General features: G+C 59.4%; 17 protein-coding genes. 7 read left to right on the top strand and 10 right to left on the bottom strand.

The features are described from left to right. Window positions 1-184: 184 nt before the first annotated feature. Window positions 185-403, bottom strand: coding sequence for a 2Fe-2S iron-sulfur cluster-binding protein (locus ACL9RI_RS08300; protein ID WP_422726097.1), 219 nt, complete (start codon window positions 401-403; stop codon window positions 185-187). Between the two features lie 28 nt (window positions 404-431). Continuing rightward, the gene (locus ACL9RI_RS08295; RefSeq protein WP_422726096.1) at window positions 432-1382 is read right to left on the bottom strand and encodes a pyridoxamine 5'-phosphate oxidase family protein; all 951 of its coding nucleotides are present in this window, start codon (window positions 1380-1382) and stop codon (window positions 432-434) included. 115 nt (window positions 1383-1497) lie between these two features. Here ACL9RI_RS08295 and ACL9RI_RS08290 point away from each other — a divergent pair, with 115 nt between their 5' ends. From ACL9RI_RS08290 to ACL9RI_RS08280, 3 genes are all read left to right on the top strand, one after another. Next, the gene (locus ACL9RI_RS08290) at window positions 1498-2421 is read left to right on the top strand and encodes a LysR family transcriptional regulator (RefSeq protein WP_422726095.1); all 924 of its coding nucleotides are present in this window, start codon (window positions 1498-1500) and stop codon (window positions 2419-2421) included. A 105-nt stretch (window positions 2422-2526) separates the two neighbouring features. Then, window positions 2527-2898, top strand: a complete 372-nt coding sequence (locus ACL9RI_RS08285) for a DsrE family protein (protein ID WP_422726094.1) — start codon at window positions 2527-2529, stop codon at window positions 2896-2898. A 279-nt stretch (window positions 2899-3177) separates the two neighbouring features. Then, the gene (locus tag ACL9RI_RS08280) at window positions 3178-4170 is read left to right on the top strand and encodes a hypothetical protein (RefSeq protein ID WP_422726093.1); all 993 of its coding nucleotides are present in this window, start codon (window positions 3178-3180) and stop codon (window positions 4168-4170) included. A 75-nt stretch (window positions 4171-4245) separates the two neighbouring features. Here ACL9RI_RS08280 and pmbA read toward each other — a convergent pair whose 3' ends face one another. Continuing rightward, window positions 4246-5598, bottom strand: coding sequence for a metalloprotease PmbA (gene pmbA, locus ACL9RI_RS08275; RefSeq protein WP_422726092.1), 1353 nt, complete (start codon window positions 5596-5598; stop codon window positions 4246-4248). Between the two features lie 95 nt (window positions 5599-5693). Here pmbA and yjgA point away from each other — a divergent pair, with 95 nt between their 5' ends. The 4 genes from yjgA (at window position 5694) to ACL9RI_RS08255 (ending at window position 8736) form a co-directional block, all read left to right on the top strand. After that, window positions 5694-6293 carry a ribosome biogenesis factor YjgA gene (gene yjgA, locus ACL9RI_RS08270; protein ID WP_422726091.1) on the top strand — a complete coding sequence of 200 codons (600 nt, stop codon included), beginning with the start codon at window positions 5694-5696 and terminating at the stop codon, window positions 6291-6293. An 88-nt stretch (window positions 6294-6381) separates the two neighbouring features. Continuing rightward, window positions 6382-7014: a molybdopterin adenylyltransferase gene (gene mog, locus ACL9RI_RS08265; protein ID WP_422726090.1), complete on the top strand. Its 633-nt coding sequence runs from the start codon at window positions 6382-6384 to the stop codon at window positions 7012-7014. Beyond that, window positions 7011-7679: an alpha/beta hydrolase gene (locus ACL9RI_RS08260; RefSeq protein ID WP_422726089.1), complete on the top strand. Its 669-nt coding sequence runs from the start codon at window positions 7011-7013 to the stop codon at window positions 7677-7679. Before mog ends, ACL9RI_RS08260 begins: the two co-directional genes overlap by 4 nt. 88 nt (window positions 7680-7767) lie before the next feature. Further along, on the top strand, window positions 7768-8736 hold the full coding sequence (locus ACL9RI_RS08255) for an IS1595 family transposase (RefSeq protein ID WP_422726088.1): 969 nt from the start codon (window positions 7768-7770) through the stop codon (window positions 8734-8736). A 58-nt stretch (window positions 8737-8794) separates the two neighbouring features. Here ACL9RI_RS08255 and ACL9RI_RS08250 read toward each other — a convergent pair whose 3' ends face one another. The 7 genes from ACL9RI_RS08250 to ACL9RI_RS08220 all read right to left on the bottom strand — a co-directional run bounded on the left by ACL9RI_RS08250 (window position 8795) and on the right by ACL9RI_RS08220 (window position 18442). After that, a complete protein-coding gene (locus tag ACL9RI_RS08250; protein ID WP_422726087.1) occupies window positions 8795-10342 on the bottom strand; it encodes a trypsin-like peptidase domain-containing protein in 1548 nt (515 codons plus the stop codon). A 98-nt stretch (window positions 10343-10440) separates the two neighbouring features. Next, window positions 10441-10995: a carboxymuconolactone decarboxylase family protein gene (locus tag ACL9RI_RS08245; protein WP_422726086.1), complete on the bottom strand. Its 555-nt coding sequence runs from the start codon at window positions 10993-10995 to the stop codon at window positions 10441-10443. Window positions 10996-11040: 45 nt separating this feature from the next. Continuing rightward, entirely contained in the window at window positions 11041-12582 is a 1542-nt protein-coding gene (locus ACL9RI_RS08240; RefSeq protein WP_422726085.1) for a histidine-type phosphatase, read from the bottom strand. 3 nt (window positions 12583-12585) lie between these two features. Further along, window positions 12586-14730: a TonB-dependent siderophore receptor gene (locus ACL9RI_RS08235; RefSeq protein WP_422726084.1), complete on the bottom strand. Its 2145-nt coding sequence runs from the start codon at window positions 14728-14730 to the stop codon at window positions 12586-12588. 196 nt (window positions 14731-14926) lie between these two features. Continuing rightward, window positions 14927-15778 (bottom strand): fumarylacetoacetate hydrolase family protein, encoded by an 852-nt coding sequence (locus tag ACL9RI_RS08230; protein WP_422726083.1) that lies wholly within the window; start codon window positions 15776-15778, stop codon window positions 14927-14929. After that, window positions 15723-17066, bottom strand: a complete 1344-nt coding sequence (locus tag ACL9RI_RS08225; RefSeq protein WP_422726082.1) for an MFS transporter — start codon at window positions 17064-17066, stop codon at window positions 15723-15725. The genes ACL9RI_RS08230 and ACL9RI_RS08225 overlap by 56 nt, the downstream gene beginning before the upstream one ends. Before the next feature lie 2 nt (window positions 17067-17068). Beyond that, the gene (locus tag ACL9RI_RS08220; protein ID WP_422726081.1) at window positions 17069-18442 is read right to left on the bottom strand and encodes a KamA family radical SAM protein; all 1374 of its coding nucleotides are present in this window, start codon (window positions 18440-18442) and stop codon (window positions 17069-17071) included. Window positions 18443-18640: the final 198 nt, after the last annotated feature.

Here is an 18640-nt window from a genome sequence, read left to right as displayed (position 1 = left end):
CTGGGCAGTGGTCGATCAACAACGTCGCGCTTGCTGCAAGACTCACATCTTGCATGAAATATCACGAAGTTCGGCTTACTTACATTAAAAGCATCTAATTCACGCAATTAACGTCAGGCAGCGACATCTTACGAAGCCAATATTTCAACAGTGTGACGATCCGACAAGTGACCGAAAAACCACATCACAGTTCCAGCAGCAGCCGCCCAGGTGCCGCCGCCCAGGAAACGCAGATGCACATGCCCTGTTCCCGCATTGCTGGCGTTAGACAAACATCGCGGTGTACAGGCTGGCCCGCCAGGACAGTGGTGTAGCAATTGCCGCACTCGCCGCGCTGGCAATCGTAGGAAACAAAAACATCGTTGGCAATCAGCGCATCGAGGATCGACGTGCCTGGTGGCACGTGCAGCTAATCGTAGTAATGATGTAGATCATGCCGAGGCCTGAGGAGCAATGGATGTGATTACAGGATTAAAAGGAGAGGCATCCAGGTATTCCCATTCCAGTTGCTGGGGCGTATCGCGCAATCGCCAGCGGATCACCGTGAATTCCCAGTAACGCCGGGTGCCAGCCGTTTCATTGTGCGGATCGTCCTGGTCCCAGCGGATCACGGCCGTGCCCGTAAGCTGCAGCAATTTGCCATGGATAAAATCGGGTATGCACAGGCCCGCATGCGGATCGACTTCAAAGTTGCCCAGCGTATTGAACATGCTATTGCCCTTGAAATCGGGAATGCACAGGGTCTGCCGATCGATGATCCTGGCGAAACCCGGAGCACCACCCCGGTGCGATACATCGGCGCCGCTCGCAGCGTGGCGGCTGGCAACAAAAATCGTATCCGCTTGCGCGATGATGGCGGCCACCGTTCCATCGAGAAGCTGGCCTTCGCTGGCTGCCTGCGCCGGCCGGCCTGCACTGCGCTGGCGCAAATGACGGCGCTGTATGTATTTCGGGCAATTCGGATACGCCTCGCGTATCACCACTTCCAGCCCGTCCGCATCGGCACGCTGCAAGCTGCCGTTGACGCGATAGCGGCGGCGTGACCCCAGCTCGATGAACAGCATGCCCAGATCAGGCTGGCCGCTGATGTTGTCCCACAAGGGGTCCGCCAGATCGCGCTCCTTGAGCGGCACATCGATCATGACGGCACTGCCATCATCGGCATGTACAAAACCGGGTTTGCCGAACAACAAAGACGCCCACAGATTGCCAGCCCCGTCGATGCTGGCCAGCGCAAGCATAAATTGCTGGGCGATAAAGTGACGCGCACCGCCGATCACGGTGTCACTGACCATGCCAATATTGCGCTCGGCAATGGCCGTTTCACCGGCCCACTGTTGCACGGCGCGCTCGCCCGCATGAAAGCTCTTGTCTCCGCTCATGGTGCTCTCCCTCGATATCAAACAGCATGGATTGCTGCCTGCTGTATTTTGCGGAATAATGGACAAAGAAAGAATGAGTGCCCAACACAAGTCAGTATTTCGCCAAAGGTAATAAATGGACCAGATCCACCTGATGCAAGTGTTTAGCGCCGTCGGCGAAGAAGAGAGTTTTGCCGCCGCTGCGCGCCGGCTGGAATTGTCGCCGGCCGCTGTCACGCGCGCCATTGCCGCACTGGAACAGCAACTTAGCGTCAGACTGTTGCTGCGCACCACACGCAGCGTGCGGCTGACGGAGGCGGGACGCCGCTACCTGGACGATGTGCGCCAGATACTGAGCAGTATCGCGGAAGCCAATCAGGCAGCCGCTGGCGTGAACGCTGCGCCGAAAGGCAATCTTTCCGTCACCGCGCCTGTGCTTTTCGGCAAGAATTTCATCATGCCCAGCATCACCCGCTATCTGCAGGATTACCCTGAAGTCCAGGTATCGGCATATTTCCTGGACCGCATCGTCAACCTGGTCGACGAGGGTATGGATGTGGCCGTACGCATCGGCCATTTGCCCGACTCCAGCCTCAAGGCGCTACGCGTGGGCCAGGTGCGCCGCGTGCTGTGCGCCGCACCGGCATACCTGGCGAAACATGGTGTTCCGCAACATCCGGCCGACTTGCTGCAACATACGGTGATTGCCGCCAGCAGCATCTCGCCGCGGGTGGAATGGAAATTTGGCGCCGTCGACGATCCCACCTTGGTGCGTTTGAAGCCGCGCCTGACCGTTACCAGCAATGATGCCGCCATTGATGCGGCCGTTAGCGGCCTGGGCATATGTCGGCTGCTGTCCTACCAGATCGCTGGCGAACTGGCCGATGGGCGCCTGAAGATCGTGCTGCCTGACTACGAGGAAGCGCCGTGGCCTGTGCACGTGCTGCACCGGGAAAGCAAATTCGGTTCTGCCAAAGTGCGTCACTTTATCGACTTGCTGGCAGCCAATTTACGGGCCCACCCGCATTTGAATCCGCATCCAGTATTCCCTTCGGCGTAATAATCAATTGAGTTGGGCGTGATTCCCGCCGGCTTTCCCCCTATCTAGAATGGCCTGATCCGTTGCAGCGCGCAACGGCAATCCACTCTCGATAAAGGAAATACCATGAAAGCAGCCATCATCATCCTGTCCGATCCGAAAGCTGGCGAAGAAGCACTGGGCCGCCTGTTTAACGGCCTGGCCGCTGCCTATGACTTCAAGCAGCAAGGCGCCCAGGTCGGCATTTACTTCCAGGGCGCCGGCACCCGCTGGCCAGGCGTGCTGGCCGAGTCCAGCCATCCCGTCCATGCGCTGTATCAAGCCGTGCAAGACAAGATCGTGGGGGTCTCTTGCGGCTGCGCCGATGTGTTCGGCGCCCGCGAGGAAGCGGAAAAAACAGGCTATGCACTGATCACCGACAATCAGGTGCCCGGCACTTCGGGCCTGCCCAGCATTGCCAGGATTGCAGCCGACGGCTACACGGTGTTTACCTTCTAAGATAGCCCAGTCGCACTGCTTATCCGAAATAGCGGCTGTGAGATAAGTTCCTCTGCAGCAGCTAGATATGCGGCCTGCACGGCAAGACGCTGGCGCATGCCACAGGACTGCAACGGCGTGACAAGATTGCCTTGTGTACTCAAGATTAACAGACATCAATCGCTTGGCGAGACGGCCTGGCAAACAAAGCAATAATTCGATAGATTTCCAATTGACAACATTGCCTATAATGCCGCCGCGCAACGGCACGCATCTTTGTCGATATCTGGGTGAATACATATGAAAAAACAGGTCACGCTTTACGCTTTTTTGACCTTGCTTGCTGGCTGTGGTGGCGGTGGTGGTAGCAGTAATGACGGTGGTGGCACGCAAGTTTCGCCGCCGGTAACACCTGTCAAACCGGCACTGGCATCGATCGATGCCGCTGCTTCGCTCAAGAAATTTCTTGGTACAGAACAAACAGGCGTGGAGCTCGCTTCCAACGATGGTTATCTGGGCACCGCGACCCTCAGCGTGAGCCTGGAGACAGGGCAGCCGACTCCGCTGATCGTCAATGGCGTCACCCAGCAAGCGGCCTCGGTCAGAGTCATTTCACTCCTGCGTAGCGATGCGAATGGAAGACTGCGATATCGGAACACCTGGAAGCTGCACCTGGATGCGCAAATGAAACCTGTCGGCATGGCGATGGGCTATGCCGATGCCGGATACAAGCAATGCATGTCAGTCAGCAGCCAGAATGACTTGCCTGGCACCACGAATGGCTCAGGCATTTATTTCTCAGGCATACAAACGTCAAATTACGCCCAGGAATTCAGGGCGGGGAAATATGCGCATTATTGCGACCCTGGCAACACCAGCGCCTCCAGCGTGGAATGGTCGATTGCGGCAGGTTCCCCGAATCCCTATTTCTGCCTGACCATGCCCCAGGCCACGGCTTCGGCAAAGACAAGAATGTGCATCCCGGTCGACTCGACAGGCGCGCTGAACAGCTCTGCCTGGGTACGACTCTACGATACAGACGGCCAGGTCTTGGTTGACTACAAAAACACGGCCTTGAATAAACCGGTGGAACAGCTCAGCACTGCTGTCGATTCCAAAAATTATTGGTATGGCGCAGTGTGGCGCCCTCAGGATGGGTATGTCTATCAAACCTACGAAGGGACGCGGTTTGCATCGCAGCAGGCATGCCGGGACCAGACGACCATCAATTGGCAAGCAACGTGGAACGCCTCCAATATCGCATGGACTTGCGTCAACGTAATATCAAGGTAAGACTGTCATTCAGGCACCATCGATACGCCAGGTATCGCCTGGCGTATCGATGGCAGGGATGGGTAGCAGCCAGCCTCAGCCGCCCGCCACCACCATGCTCTCGATCAGGATGGAACCGGTCTGTTTGGTGCCGCGGCGCAGCACATCGGCGCCGACGGCAACGATGTTGCGCAGCATGTCTTTCATATTGCCGGCGATGGTGATTTCTTCCACCGGATATTGAATCACGCCGTTTTCCACCCAGAAACCCGAGGCGCCGCGCGAATAGTCGCCCGTGACGTAATTGGTGCCCTGCCCCATCAGTTCGGTCACCAGCAAGCCCGTGCCCAGCTTTTTCAGCATGGCCACGAAATCGTCCTGGGCTTGCGTCTGGGTCGAGGTCAGGTACAGATTGTGCGAACCGCCCGCATTGCCCGTCGTCTGCAGCCCCAGCTTGCGGGCCGTGTAAGTCGACAGGAAATAACCTTGCACCACGCCATCCTTGACCACGTCGCGGCTGACGGTCTTGACGCCTTCTTCATCGAACGGTGCGGAGCCGACGCCGCCGATCACATGCGGGTCTTCAAAGATTTGCACATGCGATGGCAGCACTTGCGTGCCCAGGGAATCGGTCAGGAAGGTGGACTTGCGGTACAGCGCGCCGCCCGAGGTCGCTTGCACATAGGTCCCCAGCAAACCGGCCGCCAGCGGCGCTTCGAACAGCACCGGGCAGGTGCGCGTGCCCAGCTTGCGCGCATTCAGGCGCGACAGCGCGCGCTCGGCAGCGTAGCGGCCGATGGCTTCCGGGCTCGCCATTTTGGCGGCGTCGCGCACCGACGAATACCAGTCGTCGCGCTGCATTTTGGCGCCCTTGCCGGCGATCGGCGCCACCGACAGGGTATGGCGCGAAAATGGATAACCGCCGATAAAACCGCGCGAATTGGCCGATACAAAGTGCGATTGCTGCACGTGTACGCCCGCCCCTTCGCTATTGGTGATGCGGGGATCGACATCGAAAGCAGCCGCTTCGGCGCGCTGCGCCAGCAGTACGGCTGCTTCGGCGGAAATATTCCATGGGTAAAACAGTTGCAGGTCGCGGGGCGCCATTTCCAGCAGGTCAGCATCGGCCAGGCCTGCGCAATCGTCCTCGGCCGTGAAACGGGCAATATTGTAGGCAGCGTCCACCGTGGCGCGCAGGGCGCTGGCGGAAAAGTCGGACGTGCTGGCATTGCCGCGCTTCTTGCCGACAAACACGGTCACGCCCATGCCCTTGTCTTTATTTTGCTCGATCGTCTCGATCTTGCCTTTTCGTACAGAAACGGACAGGCCGCCGCCTTCGCTGACTTCCACTGCGGCGTCGGTGCCGCCGATTTCCCGCGCAAAAGACAACACATCGCGTGCAAGTTGCTTCAATTGCTCTTGACTATGGGTAAATACGGAGTCGTTCATGCGCTGTTTTCTTCGGAGAGCCGCTAAAACAGTTATCATAGCAGTCGTTTACAGTTTACAGGAGTGGGCTACCAGCCCCCTCCCGCCTTAATATCATGCCAAATCCAAACCGGGGAGCTTGCGGCTTCCAATCGTCCGAATTCGAACAGGAATATGAACGTCCATCGAAATCGGAACTCAAGCGCCAGATGAATGAATTGCAAAAGCTGGGCGAAGAGCTCGTCAATGAGGCTCGTGACCGCGTCAAGCGCGTCCCGATGCCGGAAGACGTGCGCGACGCCATTCTGGAATGCCAGCTGATCAAGGACCACGAAGGCCGCCGCCGCCAGATGCAATATGTCGGCAAGAAAATGCGCACCCTCGATGAAGAGGAAGTGGCCGCCATCCAGCGCACCATCGATAGCTGGAAAGGCTTGTCGAAAGCCGACACGGCCGCCATGCATGCGATGGAACGCCGCCGCGACAAGCTGTTGACGGATGACAAGGCCTTGACCGTCTTGCTGCAGGAAAACCCGGAACTGGACGTGCAACATATCCGCACCCTGATCCGCAATGCCCGCAAGGAACAAGCCGAAAACAAGCCGCCAAAAGCCTACCGAGAAATCTTCCAGATCCTGAAACAGATCGCCAAGAAACAAACCGGCGGCAAGGATGATGCCGAAGAGGATGGCGTCGAGTCGGACGAAGACGAGTAATACACCGTCTTGCCCCAAGATGGGAAAAAAACCGGGGAAATCCCGGTTTTATTGTTTTTACGCCACTTCAGATTTTTATAGGTGACCGATGAGCAACACTATCGAAGACGTATTGATTATCGGCCTCGTGTCGATCTCGGACCGCGCCAGCGGCGGCGTGTATGAAGACCTGGGTTTGCCCGCGCTGGAAAGCTGGCTCTCGGCCACCATCCGCACGCCTTTCCGCCTGGAAAAACGCCTGATCCCCGACGAGCGCTCGCAAATTGAACACACGCTGATCGACATGGTCGACCTGAACCGCTGCCATCTGATCCTGACGACGGGCGGTACGGGACCGGCGCGGCGCGACGTGACGCCGGATGCGACCCTGTCCGTGGGCAGTAAGGAAATGCCCGGCTTCGGCGAACAGATGCGCCAGATCAGCCTGCAATTCGTGCCGACGGCGATTCTGTCGCGCCAGGTGGCGGTCATCCGTGAAACACCCGAGCACGCCTGCCTGATCATGAACCTGCCGGGACAGCCCAAGGCCATCAAGGAAACCCTGGAAGGCTTGAAAGATGCCGATGGCAAACAATTGGTTAATGGTATTTTCGCCGCCGTGCCCTATTGCATCGACCTGATCGGCGGCCCTTACATGGAAACCGACCCGGCCATCTGCAAGGCTTTCCGCCCCAAATCGGCGCTGCGTCCGGCGCAACCTTTACCTGAGGAAAATACATGAGCACTTTGCTGGAAACCATAGAACTCGATAGCGCACCGAACCCGACCGTCTCCATCATCTGGATGCACGGCCTGGGCGCCGACGGCAACGACTTCGTGCCGCTGGTCAAGGAACTCGATCTGCGCGGCTGCCCTGCCATCCGCTTCATCTTCCCCAGCGCCGGCACCATGCCCGTCACCATCAACAACGGTTATGTGATGCGCGCCTGGTACGACATTTTAGTGAGCGACCTGGTGCGCCGCGAAGACGAAGCTGGCCTGCGTGCTTCGCAGCAACAGATCGAAGCATTGATCGCACGTGAAACAGCCCGCGGCATCCCAGCCAACCGCATCATCCTGGCCGGCTTTTCGCAAGGTTGCGCCATGGCTTTGCAAACGGGCTTGCGCCATCCGGAAAAACTGGCAGGTTTGATGTGTTTGTCAGGCTATCTGCCGCTGGCCGACAAGACGGCCGCCGAGCGCACGCCCGCCAGCCTGGACACGCCGATCTTCATGGCGCACGGCACGGCCGACCCCGTGGTGCAGATCGCCCGCGCACAGCAATCGCGCGACTTGCTGAGCGGCCTGGGCTACCCGATCGAATGGCATGACTACTACATGCAGCACTCGCTGTGCCAGGAAGAAATCGACGCTATCGGCGCCTGGCTGAAAAAAGTGCTCGCTTAAAATAAAAGGCTCTGTCCTCATTAAATAGGGGAACCTGCCTGCAAAGCTGAGGTCTGACTGATCAGACCAGCCAAACAGGGAGATGGCCATGCAACAGGTTCAATGGCAGGCGTTCATCATGCAGTTCGCCATGCTGTCCCGGCGCCAACGCCTGGACAGCGTAGTAATGTTGAGCGGCGCGCCGCCTGAGCAAGCGACTGCTGCGTTGATCGAACGCACGGCCCAGGCACGGCTATGTTGCCCGACTTGCCACGCACGGCATGTGCACCGGCATGGCCGCGCCAACGATCTGCAGCGTTATCGCTGCGTGCCTTGCGGCAAAACATTCAATGCGCTGACGGGCACGCCCCTGGCCCATCTACGCCATAAATCTCTGTGGCTGGACTACGCGAATTGCTTGCTGAATTCCGATTCGGTACGCAAGGCCGCACAACAGCTGGGCATCCACCGCAATACCAGCTTTCGCTGGCGCCACCGTTTTTTATCGCTGGCAAAAACCGACCGCCCGCGCTGCCTGCATGGCATCACCGAGGCCGACGAAATGTATCTGCTGGAATCGGAAAAAGGGGCCCGGCATTTGCGGCGTCCGGCACGCCGGCGTGGTGGTCACGCCCGCCAACGCGGCATTTCCAGCGAACAGGTTTGCATCCTGGTAGCTCGCGACCGGACGGGGCAAACGATCGATTTCGTCACCGGCAAGGGGGCCATCACGAAGCAGCAACTCTTGACTTGCTTGCCGCCCGTGATTGACCGCGACATCCTGCTGGTGACTGATAGCCATGCGGCGTATGCCGCCTTTGCCCGGGAAACGGGCATCAGCCATCAAGCCGTCAACTTGCGTGCCGGCATCCGCGTACGCGGCGCGGTCCATGTGCAGAACGTCAACGCATATCACAGCCGCTTGCGCGGATGGTTGTCCATTTTCCACGGCGTGGCGACACGTTACCTACCCAATTACCTGGGCTGGCGCTGGATACTCGATGCCAGGCGCATCCTGTCGGCTGAAACATTATTGAAGGCAACCTTGGGAGAGTTCCCACATTTGACGGTGACATAGCCAAATAAAACAGGCGCAGCCAAAGCCGCGCCTGCCAGTCAGTCACCACGCCGGGGGCTTATTTGCCTGCCGGCGTTTTTTCATTCCAGATTTTCAACATATCAGGCGATGCTTCCGAGCGGATGCCATTGTCTGTCAGGATAGCTTCGGTTGCGGCCAGCATTTCCTTGCGCGGCACGACGATCGCCTCGGCATCGCGCTGCTCGAAGCGGAAAGTCAGCAAGTCATCGGTCTGATCGCGCAGCAGGGTGACCAGGTGGGCCAGGCTGCGCACGGGCACGCCATTGACGGAATACAAGACCGAGAATAAGCGGGTGCTGTAGCCATTCATCAGCTTATGCGGGAAAAATGGCGAAGCGATCACCACCAGCTCTTCGCGCTGGGCATCGGGCTTGTCGCCACGCCGCGTCATCAAGGGATTGCCGGCAAACGCCATGCCATACAATATCTGTGGATTGCTATTCGGCACACTCATGAATTCCGAGGTCGCGCGCGAAAACACCATCGGGCCAAAGATGAAATAAGACGGATAGTTGCCCGACAAACTAGGAATCAGCATCGGGTGCGACGACGAGACGGGCACGCTGACCTTCATGCTGGCGCCATTGCGCACCACCGTCAGCGGCAGCAGGCCATTCTTCGCCAGTTGCTGCACGCGGTACTGGAAACGCACGCGGCTGTTGGCATTGAGCTTGACCATGCCCTGATTGTCGATCGGGAAATCGCCGATATGCGTGATCACGTCGAACTCCTTGAGCGGATAATCGGCGTCCTTGCTGAACGGGATCAAGACCACGGCGCCCTCGACATTCTTGCCCAGCTTGAGGGAAGTGCGCAGGGCCGGATTTTCCAGCGTCTGTATCATATCGAACATGGCCGGCTTGCCCTGGGGCGTACCGCTGGCCTCATCGCGCAGGAACAGTTCGATTTCCTCGTTGGGGATGATGTAGCCAATATTCTGCATATTGAGCGCACCGGCAAAGGCCAGGCCGATCATCTTGTCGCCGGCGATCACGGGGCCGCCGCTATTGCCCGGATTAATGGCCGCATCGATCTGGATACGCAAGCCGGAAACAGGATAGTTGTAGCGCACAAACTCGATGCGCGAAACGATGCCCTTGGTGATCGACAAGGACGTGCCGCCCGTCGGGTAACCGTAGGCCAGCACGGCGTCGCGCACGTCGGGCAGGACATTGGCGCGCGGCACCGGTTTGTGGCTGTCAAAAAAACTGTCGTCATCGACCTTCAACAAGGCCAGGTCCATGCCACGCGAAATGGCCAGCACGGTAGCCGGGATCTTGTCGCCAGCGCCATTGGCCTGGATTTGCACCTGGCTGGCATAACCGACCACATGCGCATTGGTCAGGATGCGGTGGCCATCGATAACCACGCCCGAACCCGTCACTTCCTGCGGCCCGGCCTTGCTCCAAGGCTTGTACGGATCGGGCCCACGCAAGGTGGAAAATACCTTGACGACCGAGTTTTCCAGCGCCGAGGCACTGGCGGTGTCGGCGGCCATGACTTGCGCCGTAATCAATGGGCAAAAAGAAAGGGCCAACGCCAGCACGGCGCGGCCCATCAGGGTAAAGCACGAACGAGTTTTCATGGAGCGTTTTCGCTGTGGAAAGGGAGTTAAAGTATATATTCAGCAATGATAAGAATATATGACATTTTATCCATGTTACCCCTTAACAACACTTCATCTCAGGCAGGCAACGGCAATGCCGTTGAAACCGGCGTGGCCGTCTGCGCCCCATTCATTACCATGGCCAAGAACGTGTAATAACCGTTGATGCCCATCAAATCGACCACGCCATGCTCGCCGAACAGCTTCAAGGCCTGCGCGTAGGTCGCATCGCTGACCCGTTTATGTTGCTGCAACTCGATGCAAAAGTCGTGCACGGCTTGTTCGTCTGGCGGCAAACCGCCCGGCATGCGCCGCTCGGCGATGGCGTCCACCGCCGCTGGTGCGATGCCGTTTTGTACCGCCAGCGGCGCATGGATGGCCCATTCGACTTGCTGGTCCCACTGGCGCGCCGTGACCAGGATCGCCAATTCCGATAGCCGCGTGCCGATGGCGCTGCGGTAGCGCAGGTATTCACCGAGGCGCTGGGCCGCTTCCATCAGCTCGGGGCTGCGGATCAGCGGCACGAAGGGGCCATACAGCGCCCCGCGCGGACCATCGATGATGGCTTGCGCAGCCGTTTGCTGCTCTGCACTCAATTGTTCGAAAGCAAGGGGAGGAAGGCGATCAGTCATGTAGAAGTCTGTTTTATGCTGTTGCCTGTAGTGTACATGTGCTTTCTAGCGCTGATAGCAACTCTTTAACTGGGCATAACGATAGAAATGGCTGGCCGGAGCCATCCTGGCGCTGTCGCAATCGGGCTTGAAGTCGGTTTCCTTTTCGTTGTACAGCATGCGCACCAGCGTGCTGCCCTGGCCGTCCGTGTACACATCCCACTGGATATTGGCCGCCATCGGCGCCACCGTAGCGCCGCGCCACGAATTATTGTCGTAGCTATACATGCTAGCGCGCGGCAACGGCGCCGCCATGCCGGGCAAGCCGAGCATGGCCGCCATGGGGATCACGATTTCCGCGTGGGAAAAGCGCAGCTTGGCCGCATGCGACAGGTCGCCGCTGGCAACCGCGTCTACTTCCTTGAAAAAGTCATCCAGCAAGGTGCTCGCCATGCGGTAGTTGAGGTCGCCGTTCTCGGCGATGCCCGGCCCTTTGGCATAAAACGATTGCGCATCGTCAACAGCAGCAAACACTGCGGCCTGCGCGGGCGGCACGTAGCGCGTGAAGTCGGCAGCCACTTCGTGGCGCATGTCGGCCGCTGCCGCATACAGTTCATACAGCGCCAGCGCGGCGTCGGTGGCCGAAGCGATCACGGTATCGCCATCGCCGCTCAAGCGATTGCTGAACTTGCCATCGGCGCTGGTGTAACGATAGGTGCCGGTGTTGGCGACCCGATAGCGTCCCTGCGCCAGCGCAGCCACAAAGGCTGGCGTAAACAGGCGTTCCAGCACCGTCTTTGCTGCGGCGGCCAGGCGCGGCTGCGCCAGGATTGCGGCCTCGCGGTCGCGCAGCTCATCGCTCCTGAGCCAGGCCTGGTAGGACTGGCTGGCCTGGTAAGCCGGATACAGCGGATCGGCAGCATCGGCCACCTGGTCTTGCCTGGCGCTCAGTTTATGGAAATACAGCAAGTAGCGGTCGGTGCCCCTGGGACGGCTGTCGTGGCTGGCGGGGCTGGTTTCGGCGCGCGGCGCCAGCGAGTCCGGGTAGACCAGCAGCGGCGCCAGGCTGGCCTGTTGCGCCAGCAGCGAACGGGTAAAGAAATAGCCGCTGTCGACGGCGCGGTCCTTGCCGGAAGTGACCACCACGATCTGGCGCGACTGGCCCGCTGCGTCGTTGAACAGTTGCGGCAAGCGCTGGTACAGGCGCTGCGCCAGCTGCGTATGCTCGGCTACGCCCTGCATGGTTTCATTGCCATAACCGGGCTTGCTGATGCCATCCACCCCATAGCCGAGCAGGAAATTGGCCTTCATCAGTTGCCGGATATCCGGGCCCAGTTGCCGGCCCAGCGGCGTCAGCGCATGCTCCTTGCCGGCTTGTCGCCACAAGTTGTACAGCGCCAGGTCAGCCTTGAAGCTGCTCAGGCCACGCGAGCCATGGCGCGCCAGCAGCTGCGTATAGACAGGGCGGTAGCCTGGCGGCGCCGCTTCGTAGCTGGCCATGTCCTGCTGCGGCCCATACGGCGTTTTGCTTTGGTAGTACTGCTCGCCGTAAGCATTCAACAGCAGCAGGGACAACGCGGCGCCGGCCGCAAGGCGTGGGAATTTCATGGTTTAAAAGTCTACCCGGACATTCACGCTGGCAGTACGCGGCGAGCCCACGTTCAGGTAGTTCTCCTGATAGTAGGTCCAGTATTTGCGGTTGGCCAGGTTCGAGATATTTGCGCGCACGCTGACCATCTTGCCGAAATAGCGGTGACGGTAATTGAAGCCCGCATCGAACAACGCATACGATGGCAAGGTATTGGCGTTGGCCGCGTCCATCGCCAGCTCGCCCAGGTACTGGGCGCCGGCGTGCAGCGCCAGGCCAGGCAAGACTTCGCGCCAGGTGGCCTGCACCGACGCCTGGCGGCGCGGCGCACCGACGGCGCGCTTGCCGCTGTAGCCAGGCGCCGCATCTTGCAAGGTGGCGTCGAGCAGCATGATGCCGCCTTCGATCGACACATTCTTCGCTGCCTGCAGCACCGAGTTGAACTCCAGGCCCTGGTAGCGCGTCTGGCCATCCGCGACGAAGACATTGCCGGCGTTGGTGTACTGGGCGCCCCGTTCAATCTGGAACACGGCTGCGCTGGCATTCCAGAAGCTGCGTTCCGTCTTGATGCCGAATTCGGTCTGCTTGCTCTTGATCGGTGCAAAAGTTTGCAAGGCATTGGCAGCCGAAGTCGGTGCACTAGAAGCTTGTTCCAGGGCTTCGACATAGCTGCCGTACAGCGTGGTGTCGGCGGCCGGCTTGTACATCAACGCGATGGTTGGCGTGGCTTTGTCGGCTGGATAACTGGCAATCACGGCGCCCTTGGTGGAATAGGCGGTGTCCTGGTACTGCGTGTAGCGCAAACCGGCCAGCACCGACCAGCTGTCGTTCAGCTTGAGCGTATCGCTGGCAAACACTGCATCCTGGCGCGTGGTCTCATCCTGGTACAGGCCGCCGCTATAGTTGGTGCTGGTGGCGTTGAAGATGGTCGGTGCATACAGGTTGCCGGTACCCAGGTAGGGCTTGGGCGTGACGACAGAATCGGTCGAACCCAGGTTTTGCGACAGGACACCTGCCACCACTTCATGCTGCAAGCCGAAGGTAGCGAACTTGCCGGTAAGGCTGGCTTGCACCTGGTCGAAATGGTAGGCGTGCAGCTCGGACGTGACGCGGTCCTTGTAGTTGCCGGTATTGCTGGTGATGTAGTACTGGTCTTTTTTATAGACGCGGGTCGAGTCGGAAGTGCGGTACGAGAAATTGGCGGTCCAGTCCGGCGCCAAGCGGTATTCCAGGCCCGTCGTGTATAGCGAATATTCGACATCGCTGCCGGCGCCGATGCTATTGAGCTTGCTGTCACCGGCTATCGGTGCCGGTACCTTGAAGCTCGGTGAAATGACGATATCGGTGCCGCCGACAGTGGCGCGGCGCTGGTACAGCACATCATAGCTCAGGGTCAGATCCCTGCTCAGGCGCCAGTCCAGGTTCAGGCTGGCGGCATTGCGGTTGATGGAGCCGCTTTCTTCCTTCACGCCGCCGTCTTCGTGCAGCAGGTTCAAACGGTAGCCAAAGGCGCCGTCTTCGCCCACGCGGCCGCCCGTATCGATATGCTCCTTGATCGCACCGCCTTCCTGGTAGCCCAGCGCCGCGCTGAAACTCTTGTCGGTGGTTGGGCGCTTGCTGACGTAGTTGACGATGCCGCCCGGCGAGCCGAAGCCGTACATATAGCCCGACAATCCTTTCAGTGCTTCCACGCTTTCAAACATTTCCAGCGGCATTTCCGTGCCGCGGTTGATATTGGCCAGGCCGTCGACCTTATAGCCGTTCAAGTCATCGAGCCGCAGGCCGCGCATCTGGATGGTGGCCGGGTGGGTGCTGATCGGCGGGCTGATGGCGGTAACCGAAGCATCGTATTTCAGCACTTCGGAAATGCTGGTGGCCAGGCGGTCTTCGATTTCATCGCTGCTGACGGCCTTGGTGGAGAATGGCGTATCGAGTTCCGACTTGCGGCCCAGGGCGCCGCTGCTGACGCTATCGCTGAGCTTTTTCTTTTCGACCGTGGCCTTGACTACCACGCGGGACACCTCGCCGGACGCAGGGCTGGCAGTATCGGCATCGGCATCGGTAGCACTGAAGGCGGCAGTATGCAGCGCGCACAGGCCGGCGGCTACCAGGGCCAGATGCAAACGGGTGACGCGGGGGTGTTTCGTGGAAGACAAGGTGGGGAACATGACGTGCCTAATAAGAGGAGGGAGGTTATTAGGTGCATCATGATAGTGAGTTTGTGTGACAATCGTATGACCGAATGTAGGTCACATGACTTCTTGCGCCGAGCTGTGATCGTTGTGCCATGCTTGCAACCAGCTGGCAAGCGCACTGTGCAGACCATCGCTGATGGCCTGCACAGTGCTGTGTTACTCGATCAAATCACTTGGCGGTCCAGGCCACCACGTCTTGCTGCTGCTCGCCCAGGCCGGCGATACCGAGACGCAGGCTGTCGCCTTTTTTCAGGAAGCGCTGCGGCTTGCGGCCCTGGCCCACGCCGGGCGGCGTGCCGGTGGCGATGATGTCGCCCGGTTCCAGGGTCATGAATTGCGACAGGTAGCTGACGATCTGCGCCACCGTGAAAATCATGGTTTTCGTGTTGCCCGTCTGCATGCGCTTGCCGTTCAATTCCAGGTACAGGTCCAGGTCTTGCTCGTCATACACTTCATCGCGCGTCACCAGCCATGGGCCGACCGGGCCGAAGGTATCGCAGCCCTTGCCCTTGTCCCATTGCGGTCCCCGTTCCAGCTGGAACGAACGCTCGGACAAGTCATTGACGACGCAATAGCCGGCCACGTATTTCAGCGCCTCTTCTTCGCTCACGTATTGCGCGCGCGTACCGATCACCACGCCCAGTTCCACTTCCCAGTCCGTCTTTTTCGAGCCCTTCGGCAAGATCACATTATCGTCCGGACCATTCAGGCAGGTAACAGCCTTCATGAAAACGATGGGTTCGGCCGGCAAGGGCATGCCCGCTTCGGCCGCGTGATCGGCGTAATTCAAGCCGATGCCGATGAATTTGCCGACCTTGGCCAGCGGTACGCCGAAGCGCGGGTTGCCGCGCACCAGGGGCAGCGTTTTTTCATCGATCCTGGCCAGCTTGCGCAAGGCCTTGTCGGACAGTTGGGTACCGTCGATATCGGCGACCACGCCGGACAGGTCGCGCAGTTTGCCTTCTTCATCGATCAGGCCCGGTTTTTCCTTGCCTGGACGTCCGTAACGAACGAGTTTCATAGTCTTCCTTGGAGTTAATCATTGCCGCTGAGCAGGCTGCCATTTTACCGGATGCACCGGCATGCCTGACATGGTCGATGAAAAACAGCAGCAGTCCCGGCAATTGCAGGGCAGCCAGCATCCCGAACGCAACCCGATAAGCCTCGGGCGGATAATGATGCTGTGCATCGACTGGCCACAGTCCCAGGATCAGGCCGAAGCCCGCCTGCACCAAAAAAGCTCCCGTAAAGATCAGCAAGTTCAGGCAAGTGGCCGCCCGCCCCGTCAAACTGGGCGGCATGCTTTGCGCGACAATCGCGTATTCCAGGCCCGCCACCGTGCCCAGCAAGGTAAACAGCACGGACAGCAGAGGCAGCCCAGGCTGGTAATTGCTGGCCATGCCCAATTGCACCAGAATAAATAGCGCCACACCCACGGCAGCCACTTGCATGGGCGTGTAATTGCGCCGCGCCGCCCACTCCGTCACCATGCCCATGCCGATGGCGCCGAAGATGACGGCGGCCATGCCCAAGTACAGGAGATACGCCACGCTGTCGTCGGACAAGCCGCCCACGTCGCTGAGCCAGCGCCCTATCCACAGCCCCTGGATGCCAAAAAACACGGTGTGCGGCAGCAGGATCAAGCGGATGGTGCGGCGAAATGCAGGGTCGGCATACACATCGCGCAGGCGGATAGCAGGCGTAGTGGGCGCCTGACGTGCAGGCATGGCAGGAGTCAGCAGGCGGATCAGCAAGGCGATGGCCAGTGCCCCGACAGCCAGGCCCAGGAACAGGCCGCGCCAATCCGTGTAATGCAGGGCCAGCTTGACAGGCATGGTGGCCGTGGCCGCCCCCAGTCCGCCCACGGCAATCAGATAACCATGCATGGATGGCAGCCGCGCAGGTGCGACAGCGCCGGATATGGCTTTCACGGCGGCCATGAAACAGCCGCCCAGGCCTGCGCCCATCACGGCGCGCGCCCACATCAGTTCGGCAAAGCTACGGCCCTGGCTGAACAGGAACACGCCGAGCGCCGCCACCAGCAGCAACAGCAGTTGCACCGTGCGCGGACCGTAACGATCAAGCGCCATGCCGACCGGCAATTGCACCAGCGCAAACGCCAGGAAAAACACGCTGGTCAGCAAACCCAGCTGCGTGGCCGTCAGCGGCACGGTCGCCAGCAATTCTGAAGTCAGCACGGCATTCACGCCACGCAGCAGACAGGACAGATAATGCCCCAGCGCATACGGCAGGAAGATCAAACAAAATACGGCCACGCTGGAACGCGCGGGCGGGCCTGCGCGTTCCATGCTCAGGCTGCCTGCACCAGGCGGATCACGCGCTGCGGCGCATGCGCCACTTCCGGCACGGCTTGATCGAGTTCAAAGAAGAATTTCTCCTGGCCAAATGCAGGCCGTAAATCGTCGAACCAGGTTGCTTCCGCATCGAATTTCGCGTAAAACGGCCGCCGTACCCAGTCCGGATTGCGTGCCTGCAGGAATTGCAGTGCAAACACTTTTTCTCCGCCAATAGTGACTACGCCATCGATCACGATCTTGCCGGGAAAAGCGCTCATGGAAGGCCCGCGCACCGTGCGCGACAAGCCGGACACCTGCTGGTAGGCGGCCTGGAAAATCTCGTGGGCCTTGAACAGCGGCACTTCAAAGTAACCGCGCGGCCCCGTGTCGCGCTCGACGAACATGTAATACGGAATTGCCCCCAGCCGCGTGCCCGTCTGCCACAGCTCGGCCCAGCTATTCGGGTCCTCATTGATGTGGCGTATCAGCGGCCCCTGCATGCGCAAGGTGGCGCCCGTCGAGACGATGCGCTTGACGGCTTGCTGGGCGATATCCTGGCGCAATTCGACGGCGTGGCTGTAATGGCCCATGATGGCCAGGTTCTTGCCTGCCTTGACGATGCGTTCGAACAGGCGCAGCAAGTCATCCGCATCGCGGTCGGACACGAAACGCTGGGGCCAGTACGCCACCGACTTGGTGCCGATGCGAATGTTCTGGATATGCGCCAGCGCCGGGTCCAGCAAGGGTTCCAGATACGCGGCCAGCGAACGCGTATTCATGATCATCGGATCGCCGCCCGTAATCAGCACGTCGGTCACTTCCGTATGCAGCTTCAGGTAAGCGGCCAGCTCAGTGGATTCGCGCGCGTCGAATTTCATGTCGTCCATGCCGACAAACTGCGGCCAGCGGAAACAGAAGGTGCAATACGCGTGGCACGTCTGGCCGGCACTGGGGAAAAACAGCACGGTTTGCGCATACTTATGCTGCAAGCCACGCACCGGTTCGTCATTCATGGTGGGCACGTTATGCGTCATCTGGCCGGCCGGATGCGGGTTCATGCCCAGGCGGATGCCGCGTACATACGCATCGATGGCAACCTTGTCCTGGCGTACCAGCACCAGCTCGCGCAAATGCGCATAGTGCTCGGGCAGCAGCATGTCGCGGTGCGGGAATACCAGGCGGTAGATAGGGTCGTCGGGAATATTGTTCCAGTCGATCAATTGATCGAGCACGTATTGATTGGTGCGGAACGGCAAAACGTGTGATACCACTTGCACGGCTTCACGCTGCTCGGGAGGCAGCCAATCCCACTGCCGGGCCTGGCTAATCGTCTGCCGCGTATAGGGTTTGAATTTGACGCTCGAAAGTTCGCTGCTGTCATCGGACATGCTCGACTCCTGTACGGTAGTGATAATAACTTCCATTAAAAATCATGAAAATCAAGCCATCATCGGCCATATCATTTCATGCTTAAAAATCGCCATGCTGGGAAAGTCATCATAGTTCTTGCCAGAAAGAACCAATTGCCGCACATCAACAAGTCTTCTACTGCCTGCATCTAATCAGACATGCACTTGGGCAAGACT

The organism is Janthinobacterium sp. Mn2066 (genome assembly GCF_049319705.1).
Taxonomy (GTDB): domain Bacteria; phylum Pseudomonadota; class Gammaproteobacteria; order Burkholderiales; family Burkholderiaceae_D; genus Janthinobacterium.
The sequence above is the reverse complement of the archived record's forward strand: the minus strand, read 5'-3'. Positions and strand labels throughout refer to the sequence as shown.